Origin of the sequence: Pseudomonas sp. B23(2017) (genome assembly GCF_002113725.1) — a bacterium.
Classification (GTDB): domain Bacteria; phylum Pseudomonadota; class Gammaproteobacteria; order Pseudomonadales; family Pseudomonadaceae; genus Aquipseudomonas; species Aquipseudomonas putida_Z.
This window is the reverse complement of the sequence record NZ_NEJM01000002.1, coordinates 133,270-147,991: the sequence shown is the minus strand read 5'-3', so window position 1 is coordinate 147,991 and position 14,722 is coordinate 133,270. Positions and strand designations below refer to the sequence as shown.

General features: G+C 62.5%; 16 protein-coding genes. 9 read left to right on the top strand and 7 right to left on the bottom strand.

Annotation, left to right across the window (positions count from 1 at the left end; genetic code table 11):
* Window positions 1–14 precede the first annotated feature (14 nt).
* From flgD to CAG46_RS04000, 5 genes are all read right to left on the bottom strand, one after another.
* Entirely contained in the window at window positions 15–719 is a 705-nt protein-coding gene (gene flgD / locus CAG46_RS04020; RefSeq protein WP_075045943.1) for a flagellar hook assembly protein FlgD, read from the bottom strand.
* Between the two features lie 15 nt (window positions 720–734).
* On the bottom strand, window positions 735–1,178 hold the full coding sequence (gene flgC / locus CAG46_RS04015; protein WP_003257260.1) for a flagellar basal body rod protein FlgC: 444 nt from the start codon (window positions 1,176–1,178) through the stop codon (window positions 735–737).
* Between the two features lie 2 nt (window positions 1,179–1,180).
* Window positions 1,181–1,591, bottom strand: coding sequence for a flagellar basal body rod protein FlgB (gene flgB / locus CAG46_RS04010; protein ID WP_085614549.1), 411 nt, complete (start codon window positions 1,589–1,591; stop codon window positions 1,181–1,183).
* A gap of 368 nt (window positions 1,592–1,959) precedes the next feature.
* Window positions 1,960–2,787, bottom strand: a complete 828-nt coding sequence (cheR, locus tag CAG46_RS04005; RefSeq protein ID WP_015271244.1) for a protein-glutamate O-methyltransferase CheR — start codon at window positions 2,785–2,787, stop codon at window positions 1,960–1,962.
* Window positions 2,788–2,839: 52 nt separating this feature from the next.
* The gene (locus CAG46_RS04000; RefSeq protein ID WP_039612677.1) at window positions 2,840–3,769 is read right to left on the bottom strand and encodes a chemotaxis protein CheV; all 930 of its coding nucleotides are present in this window, start codon (window positions 3,767–3,769) and stop codon (window positions 2,840–2,842) included.
* Between the two features lie 77 nt (window positions 3,770–3,846).
* On the opposite strand from CAG46_RS04000, the gene flgA reads away from it, so the two are divergent.
* The 4 genes from flgA (at window position 3,847) to CAG46_RS03980 (ending at window position 6,419) form a co-directional block, all read left to right on the top strand.
* Window positions 3,847–4,599, top strand: a complete 753-nt coding sequence (gene flgA, locus CAG46_RS03995) for a flagellar basal body P-ring formation chaperone FlgA (protein ID WP_075045946.1) — start codon at window positions 3,847–3,849, stop codon at window positions 4,597–4,599.
* A gap of 164 nt (window positions 4,600–4,763) precedes the next feature.
* The gene (gene flgM / locus CAG46_RS03990) at window positions 4,764–5,078 is read left to right on the top strand and encodes a flagellar biosynthesis anti-sigma factor FlgM (RefSeq protein WP_025340104.1); all 315 of its coding nucleotides are present in this window, start codon (window positions 4,764–4,766) and stop codon (window positions 5,076–5,078) included.
* A 49-nt stretch (window positions 5,079–5,127) separates the two neighbouring features.
* Window positions 5,128–5,595 carry a flagella synthesis protein FlgN gene (locus tag CAG46_RS03985; protein WP_039612676.1) on the top strand — a complete coding sequence of 156 codons (468 nt, stop codon included), beginning with the start codon at window positions 5,128–5,130 and terminating at the stop codon, window positions 5,593–5,595.
* Between the two features lie 80 nt (window positions 5,596–5,675).
* Window positions 5,676–6,419: a flagellar brake protein gene (locus CAG46_RS03980; RefSeq protein ID WP_025340106.1), complete on the top strand. Its 744-nt coding sequence runs from the start codon at window positions 5,676–5,678 to the stop codon at window positions 6,417–6,419.
* A gap of 340 nt (window positions 6,420–6,759) precedes the next feature.
* On the opposite strand, the gene CAG46_RS03975 is transcribed toward CAG46_RS03980, so the two are convergent.
* The gene (locus CAG46_RS03975) at window positions 6,760–8,100 is read right to left on the bottom strand and encodes an MFS transporter (RefSeq protein WP_003257254.1); all 1,341 of its coding nucleotides are present in this window, start codon (window positions 8,098–8,100) and stop codon (window positions 6,760–6,762) included.
* A gap of 247 nt (window positions 8,101–8,347) precedes the next feature.
* On the opposite strand from CAG46_RS03975, the gene CAG46_RS03970 reads away from it, so the two are divergent.
* Entirely contained in the window at window positions 8,348–8,929 is a 582-nt protein-coding gene (locus tag CAG46_RS03970; protein WP_085614550.1) for a hypothetical protein, read from the top strand.
* Window positions 8,930–9,022: 93 nt separating this feature from the next.
* Here CAG46_RS03970 and bkdR read toward each other — a convergent pair whose 3' ends face one another.
* Window positions 9,023–9,508 carry a Bkd operon transcriptional regulator BkdR gene (gene bkdR / locus CAG46_RS03965; RefSeq protein ID WP_012273540.1) on the bottom strand — a complete coding sequence of 162 codons (486 nt, stop codon included), beginning with the start codon at window positions 9,506–9,508 and terminating at the stop codon, window positions 9,023–9,025.
* Between the two features lie 197 nt (window positions 9,509–9,705).
* Here bkdR and CAG46_RS03960 point away from each other — a divergent pair, with 197 nt between their 5' ends.
* Genes CAG46_RS03960 through lpdA form a run of 4 tightly spaced genes read left to right on the top strand, consistent with a single transcriptional unit; the run spans window position 9,706 to window position 14,667 of the window.
* A complete protein-coding gene (locus CAG46_RS03960) occupies window positions 9,706–10,938 on the top strand; it encodes a 3-methyl-2-oxobutanoate dehydrogenase (2-methylpropanoyl-transferring) subunit alpha (protein ID WP_085614551.1) in 1,233 nt (410 codons plus the stop codon).
* A 1-nt stretch (window position 10,939) separates the two neighbouring features.
* Window positions 10,940–11,998, top strand: coding sequence for an alpha-ketoacid dehydrogenase subunit beta (locus CAG46_RS03955; protein ID WP_015271253.1), 1,059 nt, complete (start codon window positions 10,940–10,942; stop codon window positions 11,996–11,998).
* Complete coding sequence (locus CAG46_RS03950; protein ID WP_085614552.1) at window positions 11,999–13,285, top strand: dihydrolipoamide acetyltransferase family protein; 1,287 nt, start codon at window positions 11,999–12,001, stop codon at window positions 13,283–13,285. It abuts the gene before it with no gap.
* 2 nt (window positions 13,286–13,287) lie between these two features.
* Window positions 13,288–14,667: a dihydrolipoyl dehydrogenase gene (gene lpdA / locus CAG46_RS03945; protein WP_085589062.1), complete on the top strand. Its 1,380-nt coding sequence runs from the start codon at window positions 13,288–13,290 to the stop codon at window positions 14,665–14,667.
* Window positions 14,668–14,722 lie beyond the last annotated feature (55 nt).

Genomic DNA, 14,722 nt, shown 5'->3' with positions numbered 1-14,722 from the left:
CGCTCTAGCGGGCCTTAGATACCGATGGTTTGCACGTCGGAGAGGGACACTTTGCCAACACCGGCGAGGTTGAGCACCATTTCGCCGGCGGCACTGAAACTGACGCTGGTCACCTTGGCTGGCAACAGCGTATTCATCTGCACCGACTTGCCATCCACCGTAGTGGTGGCAGTGAAGGTGTAAGTACCAGGGTCGACTTTCTGGCCACTGCTGTTGGTACCGTCCCAGATGAAATCGGCGTAACCGGCTTTCTGCTCGCCCAGCTCGATGGTCTTGACGGTATTGCCGTCCTTGTCCTTGATGGTGATCTTCGCTTCGCCGATGGCTTGCGGCACGACGAACTGCGCATTGAAGCTTTCTGCGGTGTCGACCACGGCCTTGTCGTTCTGCACCACCACCGAACGCCCGACCAGCGACGACGCCTGCAGGGCCTGGGACGAGGCCATGGCGCTGGTGATGGAGTTGACCGATTCGTTCAGCGAGGTAATGCCTTCCAGGCTGCTGAACTGCGCCAACTGGGCAACGAACTCACCGTTGTCCTGTGGGTCCAGCGGGTTCTGGTGTTGCATCTGGGTGACCAGCAATTGCAGGAACGCGTCCTTGCCGAGCGAGTCGTTGCCGGTCTTGGATGCGGTGTCCGTGGTCTTCTTCGTGCTGGTGCCTACACCCGACGCCGCGAGCACGTCGTTGAGGTTCACACCGTTGGTATCGATTGCCATGGTCTGGTTTCCTTATCACTGACCGAGGGTCAGGACCTTCTGCATCATGGCCTTGGCCGTATTCATCAACTCGGCGTTGGTCTGGAACGCGCGGCTGGCGGAGATCATGTCAGCCATCTCCTCGACCACGTTGACGTTCGGGTAGTACACGTAGCCGTCCTTGTTCGCCGCCGGGTGGTTGGGCTCGTAACGGGCCTCCAGGTTGCTCTGGTCCTCGACGATGCCTTTTACCTGCACGCCCTGCCCTGCCTCGCCCTGGTCTTCGAACAGCGACTGGCTGCCGCCGGCCTGTGCGTCCTGGAAGGTGGTGGCGAACACCGGGTGGCGGGCGCGGTAGGTCTGGTCGATGCTCGAGGACACGGTCTCGGCGTTGGCGATGTTGGAAGCAACGGTGTTCAGGCGCGTGTTCTGCGCACTCATGCCGCTACCGGCAATGTTGAAGACACTGGAAAGGGACATGGTCATTCTCCCCGCAGGGCCGAAACCAGCCCTTTGAATTTACTGTTGAGCAAGGTGAAGCTGGCCTGGAAGCCGACGGCGTTTTCGGTGTAGTTCGATTGCTCGATCTGCGCGTCCACGGTGTTCTGGTCGATCGACGGCTGCGTTGGTGTGCGGTACTTGAGGGTATCGTCGGCCATAACCAGGCCCTCGGCCTCGATATGGCGGCTGTTGGTACGATCGAGGCTGAAACGGCCGCCACTCTGCTGCTTGTCGCTTTCGGCAGCGAGCACCGAGGCGAAGTCCATGTCGCGCGCCTTGTAGTTGGGCGTGTCGGCGTTGGCGATGTTGTTGGCCAGCACTTCGGCGCGCTGGGCGCGGAAGCCCAGGGCCTTTTCGTGAATACCAAGCGCCTTGTCGAAGCTGATGCTCATGTCGGGGAAACCTTCGGAGGTTGACCGGAATATCGTTGGGCAAGGTATAGCAAGGGCTGTGCCAACCAATAGAAAGCCCGGAAATACGGGCTTGCAGGGCAAGGTGCTGTCAGAGTGATGCCAGAAAAGCGGCAAAGGCCTTCCGCCTTGAGCGGCGAAAGCGGCAATTGCCGGGCGGCAAAAGCGGCAAAACAAAAAATTGACGTCAGTATTTTTCCTGCGCCGGCCTCTTCGCGGGTAAACCCGCTCCCACAGGGTTCTGCACAGCTTTAAAAGTCGGTGCGGTACCTGTGGGAGCGGGTTTACCCGCGAAGAGGCCAGCACAGGCAAACAAAAAGGCCGGCAACTTTCGCTGCCGGCCTTTGTGCTTACTTCGCCTGGTAGATGATCCCCGGACTGCACTGCACCATCTGGTAATGGTCCGGCAACCCGTTCAGCGCCTCGGAAGCCCCGAGGAACAGATACCCACCCGGTTTCAAGGTACTGTGGATACGCAACAGGATGTCCTTCTTCACCTGCGCCGAGAAATAGATCAGCACGTTACGGCAGAACACCACATCGAACTTGCCCAGGCTGGCATAGCTGTCGAGCAGGTTGAACGAGCGGAACTCGACGCGGCTGCGAATCGCCGGCTTGACCGCCCAACGCCCCGGCCCCTTGGTGTCGAAGTAGCGCTGCAGGCGCTCCTGGGACAAGCCTCGGGCAATCGCCAGGCTGTCATACTCGCCGGTCTTGCAGTTGGTCAGCATGGTGCCGGACAGGTCGGTGGCAACGATCTGCGCGCCCATCTTCAACTGGCCGAGGTTGCTGCGCTCGAATTCGTCGATGGCCATCGAGATGGAGTACGGCTCCTGCCCCGACGAACAGGCCGCCGACCACATGCGCAGGCGCTGGCCGGGGTTGTTGCGGATGAACTCGGGGATGACCTTGTTCTTCAGCACCTCGAACGGGTAGGTATCGCGAAACCACAGGGTCTCGTTGGTGGTCATGGCATCGACCACCTGCTCGCGCAAGCCGCCACGCGGCTGGGCCTGGATGCGCTGCACCAGCTCGCCCAGGCTCTTGATGCCCTGTTGCTCCATCAGCTTGTTGAGACGGCTGGAGACCAGGTACTGCTTATTCTCGCCCAGCAGGATGCCACAGGCTTTCTCCAGGAAGACCCGGAACTGTTCGAAATCCAAATTACCCGTAGACACTACTGCCGCCTCTTTTAAATCACTGGTGCCGGGGGGCCTGCCCCCGGCTGCTTCAATGCGTTGCCTTGATCCGGTCGACCACCCGCTGGGCCAGGTCGTCCGGCTTGAACTTGGCCAGGAAGTCATCGGCACCGACCTTCTTGACCATCGCCTGGTTGAACACCCCGGAAAGCGAAGTATGCAGGCAGATGTGCAATTTTTGCATGCGCGGATCGCTGCGGATCTCCGCCGTTAGCGTATAGCCGTCCATTTCCGGCATTTCAATGTCCGAGATCATCATCAGGAACTCTTCCTCCGGCTTCTTGCCCTCATCCACCAGCTGGCGCAGGTAGTTCAGGGCCTGACGGCCGTCATTGAGCGCCACCACCTCGACCCCCACGGTCTGCAGGCAACGGCTGACCTGCTTGCGCGCCACCGACGAATCGTCGACGGTGAGCACCCGCAGCAGCACGGCCTTGTCCTGCACCTCGGCATCGATCACCCCGGCCGACACCGACTCGGACGACGGCGCCACTTCGGCCAGCACCTTCTCCACATCGATGATCTCGACCATGCGGTTGTCCACCCGGGTAACTGCGGTCAGGTAGTGGTCGCGGCCGGTGCCCTTGGGTGGCGGATGGATTTCTTCCCAGTTCATGTTGACGATGCGCTCCACCGAATGCACCAGGAAGCCTTGGGTCTTGGTGTTGTACTCGGTGATGATCACGAAACTGTTGCGCGTGTCTTCCTGCAGCGGCCGCAACCCGGTGGCCATCGACAGGTCGAGGATCGGGATGGTCGCCCCGCGAATATTGGCAACACCGCGCACCACCGGGTGCGCCTTGGGCAGCAGGGTCAGCGCAGGGCATTGCAGCACTTCCCTGACCTTGAATACGTTGATGCCGTAAAGCTGCTCGCCATTGAGGCGGAACAGCAGCAATTCCAGGCGATTCTGCCCCACCAGCTGCGTGCGCTGGTTGACCGAATCCATAACACCTGCCATGCCAGACTCCTTTATGTTTCAGCCTTTCGTTGCAACTCAAGTAGCGAGTCGGCACGGGCTTTGCTTTTTTGAGCGCCATGTACACGAAAACGACATTTTTCCGACGATTGACGCGCCTGCTGACTGGCTCGCTGGCCATGCTGTGCCTTCTGGTGCCCGGCGTTCGCACGGTAGCGGACGCGTTTACCTTGCCTGAACAGCTTATCGGTGTCACTCAAGGGTTTCTTGAATTCAGCGTCGAAGATTATCTGGCCACCACCCAGACCGCCGGCCGTTACGAGATCCAGGTCAACCCGCTGGACCCGCGCCTGCGCATGCCGCTGTGCAGCCAGCAACTGGACGCCTCGCTGGAAAGCCCGGCCCAGCCGTTGGGCCGCGTCACGGTAAAGGTGCGCTGCGAAGGCACGGCGCCTTGGACCGTGTTCGTGCCGGCCACCGTGCGGCTGTTCCGCGAAGTGGTGGTGGTGACCCGGCCGCTCAAGCGCGACAACGTGGTGGGCGAAGGCGACGTGGCCCTGCGCGAGCGCGATGTCGGCACCCTGGGCCAAGGCTTTTTGACCGAACTGGAGCAGGCGGTGGGCATGAAGATGCTGCGCCCCACGGTGATCGACCAGGTACTCACCCCGCAACACCTGGAACAGGCCGAGGTGGTGCGCAAGGGCGACCACGTGGTGATCATCGCCCGCAGTGGCAGCCTGAGTGTGCGCATGCCCGGAGAAGCCCTGAGCAAGGGCGGCCTGAGCGAACAGATCCGGGTGCGCAACCTCAATTCCAAACGGGTGATCAAGGCCAGGGTGACCGGCCCCGGCCAGGTCGAGGTAAGTATGTAGCCAGCCCATTGATTTGCGCTGGCGGTGAGGAACCGCTTTTCCTAAACTGTGTCAGAAAACGGGTTCGCGAGCTTGCTGACAGGCGGCTATGCATTTGCGCCTAAAGTTTCTTTCGGGTTGGCCGAAAACAAGGCAAGCGTCCAAATACCCAGAGGTTTCTGATCATGGTCATCGACTTCAGTCGTTTGAATAACTCTCCGTCCGTCACGGGCGGCGTGCGCGGCAACACCGCGAACGGCAGCGCCGAAAAACCGGCAGCCAGCCAGGAAGCGGCAACCGCCACCAGCGCCAGCGGAGAAGCGGTACACCTCAGCCAAGAGGCCCAGCAGTTGCAGAAGATCAGCGACAAGCTGCGCGACGAGCCAGTGGTCAACAGTGCCCGTGTGGCCCAGTTGAAACAGGCGATCGCCGACGGCAGCTACCAGGTCGATGCCGGCCGGGTCGCCAGCAAACTGCTCGATTTCGAAGCTCAGCGCTGACCGTTCGGCGCGCTGACTTCACGGACGCTAGAAAAGCCAAGAGTTAGCCATGCACGACACCACCTTGCTGCAACTGATCGAAGATGACATTGCCCCGATGCAGGAACTGCTCGATCTCCTGCAGAAGGAGGCCATTGCCCTGCATGGCCGCGACATGGCGCCACTGGAGAATATCCTGGCCCGCAAGCAGTCTTTGATCGTGCTGCTGGAGCAGCAAGGCCTGCGGCGCAACAACCTGCTTGCCAGCCTTGGCCTGAGCCCTGATCGCGCCGGAGTGGAGGCCGTGGCGGCACAATCGCCGAACGGTGAACTGCTGCTGCAGCAACTCGATGTGATCAGCCAGTTGATGCAAGCCTGCCAGCAGCTCAACGAGACCAATGGCCGGATCATCCAGGTGCAGCAACACGTCACCAACAACCAGATCCGGATCCTCATGGGCGGCGATTCTCCGTCGCTCTACGACAGCCGCGGCAGCACCTCGCCACTGGCCAAGCCACGGGCGCTCAGCCAAGTGTGATTTTTTCTATCAAGGCACGGAACATACTGGCAAAATGCCGTTAATTGCGTGTGTCGCTTTTGCCTGGAGAACGATAAGCCGTGTTCAATGAATCCGATGCCCCGCAGCCGCCAAAGGTGCTGAACACCCCTTTGGAGATTGCGGCCAACTTGCGGCAGCTGCAGGAAAGCCACGACCCCCTGATCATCACCTTCCACGACCGCAGCCAGCGCTTCCAGAGCTACGTGGTGCACGTGGACCGTGAAAGCAACACCCTGGCGCTGGACGAGATGATCCCGCGCGACGGTGAAAAGTTCATCGAGAACGGCGAACACTTCCGCGTCGAAGGCTTCCACGATGGCGTGCGCATCGCCTGGGACTGCAACCACGAGCTGAAGATCAGTGAAGTCGACGGCCACCGCTGCTACCGCGGCGCCATGCCATTGGAGATGACCTACCACCAGCGCCGCAATGCCTTCCGCGCCGCGCTGAAGCTGTCGCAGCTGGTCGATGTCATCCTCGATGGCGCCCACCTCAAGGGCAACGGCGCCCTGCGTGGCAAGCTGCTGGACATCTCCGCCACCGGCTGCAAGCTGCGCTTCGAAGGCAATGTCGAGGATCGCCTGCAACTGGGCCAGGTGTACGAGCGTTTCAAGGCGGGCAACCCGCTGGGCCTGGTCGACACCATGGTCGAGCTGCGCCACCTGCACTATGAAGAGCGGATCAACACCACCTTTGCCGGCGTGCGCTTCCATAACCTTACCGGGCAGGCGCAGCGCAAGGTCGAGAGCTTCGTGTACCAGTTGCAGCGTGAAGCGCGGCGGTTCGACAAGGACGACTATTGATCGTCGGCCGAGTACAAAAACGCCACCTATCAAGGTGGCGTTTTCATTTGTGCTTCTCCTGTGCCGGCCTCTTCGCGGGCACGCCCGCTCCCATAAAACTGCACATAACTCATTGAATTAGCAGGGACTCTGTGGGAGCGGCTTTAGCCGCGAACACCGGCGCAGCCGGTGCCATGCACCGCGTTGGATTCTTCGCGGCTAAAGCCGCTCCCACAGGGTACGCGTACTGCTTGCGGATTCAGTTATCTACGCGACAGCTCTCCCACAGGTAGAACGCATGCCTTGAACACTGCGCGGTCGCTGTGGGAGCGGGCGTGCCCGCGAACAGGCCGGCACAGGCCTACACCGACTTGCTGACCTCACCTTCCGGCTCAGGCTCCTTGTCAGCCCCCTTCTCTTCCGCCTCGGTATCCTCCGCCGCCACCGGCGCCTGCATCACCTCCTGTACCGTCTGCTCATCCACCCGTGGGTCCAGCGCCGCCGACAGTGGCGAACCGGCAGCCGGCATGGCAACGTGGCCCAAAGGCGCATCCTGCACCTGGTGCAGCCCGGTGACCGCCTTCGGCCGAATGCGCCACACCAGCACCAGGGCAAAGAACACGAAGAAGGCATACAGCATCTGCGGGCCCAGCACCTTCATCAGCACGCCTGCCGCCAGCGGCCCGATACAGGCACCCACGCCGTAGGTCACCAGCAGCATCGCGGTCAGCGACACCCGCCGTTCGCTTTCCACATGGTCGTTGGAAAACGCCACCGCCAGCGGGTACAGGCAGAACTGCAGCAACGAAATCACGAAGCCTATGCCGAACAGCAACTCCAGCGGCACGCTGGGCAGCATCGCCAGCGGCGCCGAGGCCAGCGCCAACCCCACCGCCACGCTGCGGATCAGCACTGCCCGATCGTAGCGGTCAGACAACCAGCCCAGCGGCCACTGCACCAGCAGGCCGGCAAAGATGCAGCTACCCATGAACAGACCGACCTGCTCGGTAGTCATGCCCTGGCTGGAGGCATACAAGGGCGCCAGGCCATAGAACGAGCCGACGATCAGCCCCGAACCCAGCACCGTGCTGAGCGACTGCGGCACGCGCTTGATGAAAAATTTCGGCTCCATCGGTGCCGGGCGCAACGGCGCCGGGTGAATGCGCCGGGTCATGGCGACCGGTACCAGGCACAGGGTGAAACACATGGCCACCAGCATCAGCAGCTCCAGGCCAAGCTGTGGGTGCACCACCAGGATCAGCTGGCCGAGCACAAGGCCCAGGTACGAGGCGATCATGTAGCCGCTGAACACCGCGCCACGATGCTTCACGTCGGCCTGCTCGTTCAGCCAGCTCTCGATGACCATGTACTGGCACATCATCCCCAGGCCGACGATCATCCGCAGCCCGACCCAGGCCGGCAACCAGCTGGTCAGGCCATGGCCGAGCACCGCCGCGCCGACGATGCCGGCGCAAGTGGCATAGGCGCGAATGTGCCCTACCCGCCCAATCAACCGGTGGCCGACCTTGCCGCCTACCGCCAGGCCAAAGTAGTTGGCCGCCATCAAGGCACCCACCCACAGGCTGTCGACATGATCGGCTGCCAGGCGCAGGGCCAGGTAGGTACTGAGCAGGCCCGAGCCGATCAACATCATCAGCGCGGCGAAATACAACGACTGAAACGGCTTCCATATATTTCGCATAGGTCCCTTGCGGCTCCCGGGTCAGGTGGCGATGGGTTGCAGCCAAGCATAAAAGCAAAATTGCTGCGGCGCAGTCCCCTGCCTGACAAATCGTGAATCAAGGGCGCGTCCAGTGTCGGTCATGTCGTGATCATGCATTTGCATCATGGGACCAAGCTGCGCTCCAAGCGTTTCCATCTCATTGTTCACCAGCCGAAGGGTTAGCTTGCCTCTTCCCATCCCGGGAGCAACTGAGACTGGAGGTTACATGATCAAAGCTGATTTCACCGCCGAACTGCATACCCATGCAGGCCGAGTGGTAGTTGCAGAATCATCCGTCGGGCAACACCCATTCACATGGCTGGATGAGGACGGCTGGTTGTGTGTCGATAATCACCGAAAGGCGCATGCGCGGAACGAGATCGTACGTATCGCGTTCGATTTCAAGTACATCACATCGGAGAAGGAACGGGACCTCTACTACATCTCGTGCAACAACCACTGGAAATTCGCAGACGCGAGGCTTGAGCAAAATTCCAGAGGCTGGCTCGGCCTGTATGGAACAGGCGTGATAGGCAGAGTCACGGATGCCGTGGCGAACTTCAAGCCACAACTGGCAGGCCTTGGCGACTATTGGAAAATCGATACACAAGATTATTGGAACGGCGACCTGAACAGCGCCGAAAGAGTTCCGTTCTACCTGCGCGACAAACACGGCCATCGTGTTGCATCGACAAGGCCTGAAGATGCATCCACAGACCTGTCCCTCACCTTTGACAGATTTCTCAATGCAAGCGCAACGCCGGGACAGATACTCACGTTCTACTTGAAGAACATCCGGCTAGCCTGAAACCCGGCATCACTGCGAAGGCCCTGTCAGAAGGTGCCCTGCCTCTCAGAACCAAAGAGGCATTGCCAAGGCCAATCATCAGTCGGACCACACCTATTCCCGCAAGGTCATGCCATTGGCCGGCAGCGGCAAGGCCGTCTTGTAGCGCACCTGCTTCAAGGCAAAACTGGAACGGATGTTGGCCACCCCTGGCAACCGCGTCAGGTAATCCAGAAACCGTTCCAGCGCCTGGATGCTCGGCAGCAGTACGCGCAACAGATAGTCCGGATCGCCCGTCATCAGGTAACACTCCATCACCTCGGGCCGTTCGGCAATTTCTTCCTCGAAACGGTGCAACGACTGCTCGACCTGTTTTTCCAGGCTCACATGGATGAACACGTTCACGTCCAGCCCCAACGCCTCGGGCGACAGCAAGGTCACCTGCTGGCGGATCACCCCCAGTTCTTCCATGGCCCGCACCCGGTTGAAGCAGGGTGTGGGGGACAGGTTCACCGAGCGGGCCAGCTCGGCGTTGGTGATGCGGGCATTTTCCTGCAGGCTGTTGAGAATGCCGATATCGGTACGATCGAGTTTGCGCATGAGACAAAATCACCGGTTTTTTGTGTTTATACGGAATGTTTATCTGCCCTGCTCGGCAAAGGCAATCAACTTGAGAGAAAAATTCTCCTGCCGGCCCACTAAGATGTAGGGACGCTGACCTACCAGTCACAAGCCGGTACTCAGCGGCGGCCGCTTCAGAGCTCACAAAAACAAATACCCGAGCGAGCGTAAAAAGCATGAACGAGTACGCCCCCCTGCGTTTGCATGTGCCCGAGCCTACCGGCCGGCCAGGCTGCCAGACCGATTTCTCCTACCTGCGCCTGAACGATGCAGGTCAAGCCCGTAAACCCCCAGTTGATGTCGACGCTGCCGACACCGCGGACCTGTCCTACAGCCTGATCCGCGTGCTCGACGAGCAAGGCGACGCGCAAGGCCCGTGGGCTGAAGACATCGACCCGCAAGTTCTCCGTCAGGGCATGCGCGCCATGCTCAAGACACGGATTTTCGACAGCCGCATGGTGGTCGCCCAGCGCCAGAAGAAGATGTCCTTCTACATGCAGAGCCTGGGTGAAGAAGCCATCGGCAGCGGCCAGGCCCTGGCGCTGAACCGCACCGACATGTGCTTCCCCACCTACCGCCAGCAAAGCATCCTGATGGCCCGCGACGTGTCGCTGGTCGAGATGATCTGCCAGCTGCTGTCCAACGAGCGCGACCCGCTCAAGGGCCGCCAGCTGCCGATCATGTATTCGGTACGCGACGCCGGTTTCTTCACCATCAGCGGCAACCTGGCGACCCAGTTCGTGCAGGCGGTCGGCTGGGCCATGGCCTCGGCGATCAAGGGCGATACCAAGATCGCCTCGGCGTGGATCGGCGACGGCGCAACCGCCGAGTCGGACTTCCACACCGCCCTCACCTTCGCCCACGTGTACCGCGCCCCGGTGATCCTCAACGTGGTCAACAACCAGTGGGCGATTTCCACCTTCCAGGCCATCGCCGGTGGCGAGTCGACCACCTTCGCCGGCCGTGGCGTGGGTTGCGGCATTGCCTCGCTGCGGGTTGACGGCAACGACTTCGTCGCCGTGTACGCCGCCTCGCGCTGGGCCGCGGAACGCGCCCGTCGCGGCCTGGGCCCATGCCTGATCGAGTGGGTCACCTACCGTGCCGGCCCGCACTCGACCTCGGACGACCCGTCCAAGTACCGCCCGGCCGATGACTGGAGCCACTTCCCGCTCGGCGACCCGATCGCCCGCCTGAAGCAGCACCTGATCAAGATCGGCCACTGGTCCGAGGAAGAACACCAGGCCACCACTGCCGAACTGGAAGCCGCGGTGATCGCCGCGCAGAAGGAAGCCGAGCAGTACGGCACCCTGGCCAACGGCCACATCCCGAGTGCCGCCTCGATGTTCGAGGACGTGTACAAGGAAATGCCCGACCACCTGCGCCGTCAACGCCAGGAACTGGGGGTTTGAGATGAACGACCACAACAACAGCATCAACCCGGAAACCGCCATGGCCACCACTACCATGACCATGATCCAGGCCCTGCGCTCGGCCATGGATGTCATGCTCGAGCGCGACGACAATGTGGTGATCTACGGCCAGGACGTCGGTTACTTCGGCGGCGTGTTCCGCTGCACCGAAGGCCTGCAGAACAAGTACGGCAAGTCCCGCGTGTTCGACGCGCCGATCTCCGAGAGCGGCATCGTCGGCACCGCCGTGGGCATGGGTGCCTACGGCCTGCGCCCGGTGGTGGAAATCCAGTTCGCCGACTACTTCTACCCGGCCTCCGACCAGATCGTTTCCGAGATGGCGCGCCTGCGTTACCGTTCGGCCGGCGAGTTCATCGCCCCGCTGACCCTGCGCATGCCCTGCGGTGGCGGGATCTATGGCGGCCAGACCCACAGCCAGAGCCCGGAAGCGATGTTCACCCAGGTGTGCGGCCTGCGCACTGTCATGCCGTCCAACCCGTATGACGCCAAGGGCCTGCTGATCGCCTCGATCGAATGCGATGACCCGGTAATCTTCCTGGAACCCAAGCGCCTGTACAACGGCCCGTTCGACGGCCACCACGACCGCCCTGTCACGCCGTGGTCGAAGCACCCGCAAAGCGCCGTGCCCGATGGCTACTACAGCGTGCCGCTGGACAAGGCGGCCATTACCCGCCCCGGCAATGACGTGACCGTGCTGACCTACGGCACCACGGTGTACGTGGCCCAGGTGGCCGCCGAAGAAACCGGCGTCGACGCCGAGGTAATCGACCTGCGCAGCCTGTGGCCGCTGGACCTGGAGACCATCGTCGAGTCGGTGAAAAAGACCGGCCGCTGCGTGGTGGTACACGAGGCCACCCGCACCTGCGGCTTCGGCGCCGAACTGGTGTCGCTGGTGCAGGAACACTGCTTCCACCACCTGGAGGCGCCGATCGAGCGCGTCACCGGCTGGGACACCCCCTACCCCCACGCACAGGAATGGGCTTACTTCCCAGGGCCTTCGCGGGTAGGTGCGGCATTGAAAAAGGTCATGGAGGTCTGAATGGGCACGCACGTCATCAAGATGCCGGACATTGGCGAAGGCATCGCGCAGGTCGAGTTGGTCGAGTGGTTCGTCAAGGTCGGCGACATGATCGCCGAAGACCAGGTAGTGGCCGACGTCATGACCGACAAGGCCACCGTGGAAATCCCTTCGCCGGTCAGCGGCAAGGTGCTGGCCCTGGGTGGGCAGCCAGGTGAAGTGATGGCGGTCGGCAGCGAGCTGATCCGCATCGAAGTGGAAGGCAGCGGCAACCATGTGGATGCGCCCACCAAGGATGCGCCAAAGCCCGAACAGGTCGAGGCCCCCGCTGCCCCGGTAGCCGCCAAGCCAGAGCCGCAGAAGGAAGCAAGACCGGCCGCGTGCCAGGCGCCCGTCAACCACGAGGCAGCCCCGATCGTGCCGCGCCAGCCAGGCGACAAGCCGCTGGCCTCGCCGGCGGTGCGCAAGCGCGCCCTGGATGCCGGTATCGAACTGCGTTACGTGCATGGCAGCGGGCCGGCCGGGCGCATCCTGCACGAAGACCTCGACGCCTTCATGAGCAAGCCGCACAGCACTGGCGGACAAGCGCCGAGCGGCTATGCCAAGCGCACCGACAGCGAGCAGGTGCCGGTGATCGGCCTGCGCCGCAAGATCGCCCAGCGCATGCAGGACGCCAAGCGCCGGGTCGCGCACTTCAGTTATGTGGAAGAAATCGACGTCACCGCCCTGGAAGCACTGCGCCAGCAACTCAACAGCAAGCACGGCGACAGCCGCGGCAAGCTGACCCTGCTGCCGTTCCTGGTGCGCGCCCTGGTCGTGGCACTGCGCGACTTCCCGCAGATCAACGCCACCTATGACGACGAAGCCCAGGTCATCACTCGCCATGGCGCGGTGCATGTGGGCATCGCCACCCAGGGTGACAACGGCCTGATGGTGCCGGTGCTGCGCCATGCCGAAGCTGGCAGCCTGTGGAGCAATGCCGGCGAGATCTCACGCCTGGCCAACGCTGCCCGCAACAACAAGGCCAGCCGCGACGAGCTGTCCGGTTCGACCATCACCCTGACCAGCCTGGGCGCCTTGGGCGGCATCGTCAGCACACCGGTGGTCAACACCCCGGAAGTGGCGATCGTCGGTGTCAACCGCATGGTCGAGCGGCCTGTGGTGATCGACGGCCAGATCGTCGTGCGCAAGATGATGAACCTGTCCAGCTCGTTCGACCACCGCGTGGTCGATGGCATGGACGCCGCGCTGTTCATCCAGGCCGTGCGCGGCCTGCTCGAACAACCCGCCTGCCTGTTCGTGGAGTGAGCATGCAACAGACTATCCAGACTACCCTGTTGATCATCGGCGGCGGCCCTGGCGGCTACGTGGCTGCCATCCGCGCCGGGCAACTGGGCATCCCCACCGTGCTGGTGGAAGGCCAGGCACTGGGCGGTACCTGCCTGAACATCGGTTGCATCCCGTCCAAGGCGCTGATCCACGTGGCCGAGCAGTTCCACCAGACTTCGCGCTTTGCCGGCCCGTCGGAGCTGGGCATCAGCGTTGCCTCGCCGCGCCTGGACATCGGCCAGAGCGTGGCCTGGAAGGACGGCATCGTCGACCGCCTGACCACCGGCGTCGCAGCCCTGCTGAAAAAGCACGGGGTCAAGGTGATCCATGGCTGGGCGAAGGTGCTCGACGGCAAGCAGGTCGAGGTCGATGGCCAGCGTATCCAGTGCGAGCACCTGTTGCTGGCCACTGGCTCCAGCAGTGTCGAACTGCCGATGCTGCCGCTGGGCGGGCCGATCATTTCCTCGACCGAAGCCCTGGCGCCGAAAACCCTGCCGCAGCACCTGGTGGTGGTGGGCGGCGGCTATATCGGCCTGGAGCTGGGCATCGCCTACCGCAAGCTGGGCGCACGGGTCAGCGTGGTGGAAGCGCGCGAGCGCATCCTGCCGACCTACGACAGCGAGCTGACCGCACCGGTGGCCGAATCGCTGAAGAAACTGGGCATCACCCTGCACCTGGGCCACAGCGTCGAGGGTTACGAAGGCGGCTGCCTGCTGGCCCGTGATGGCCAGGGTGCGCAATTGCGCCTGGAAGCCGACCAGGTGCTGGTGGCCGTGGGCCGTCGGCCGCGCACGCAAGGTTTCAACCTGGAGTGCCTGGACCTGAAGATGAACGGCGCCGCCGTCGCCATCGACGAGCGCTGCCAGACCAGCATGCGCAACGTCTGGGCCATCGGCGATGTGGCCGGCGAACCGATGCTGGCGCACCGGGCCATGGCCCAGGGCGAGATGGTCGCCGAGATCATCGCCGGCAAGGCACGCCGTTTCGAACCCAGCGCGATCGCCGCGGTGTGTTTCACCGACCCGGAAGTGGTGGTGGTCGGCAAGACCCCGGAACAAGCCAGCCAGCAAGGGCTGGACTGCATCGTCGCGCAGTTCCCGTTTGCCGCCAATGGCCGGGCCATGAGCCTGGAATCGAAAAGCGGTTTCGTGCGGGTGGTGGCGCGCCGTGACAACCACCTGATCCTGGGTTGGCAGGCGGTTGGCGTGGCGGTTTCCGAGTTGTCGACGGCGTTTGCCCAGTCGCTGGAGATGGGCGCGTGCCTGGAGGATGTGGCCGGCACCATCCATGCCCACCCGACCCTGGGTGAGGCGGTACAGGAAGCGGCACTGCGCGCCCTGGGCCACGCCCTGCATATCTGACACTGAAGCGGCCCAGGCCGATTTGGCCCGCAGCGCTCCAGGCGTTGCGGGTCTT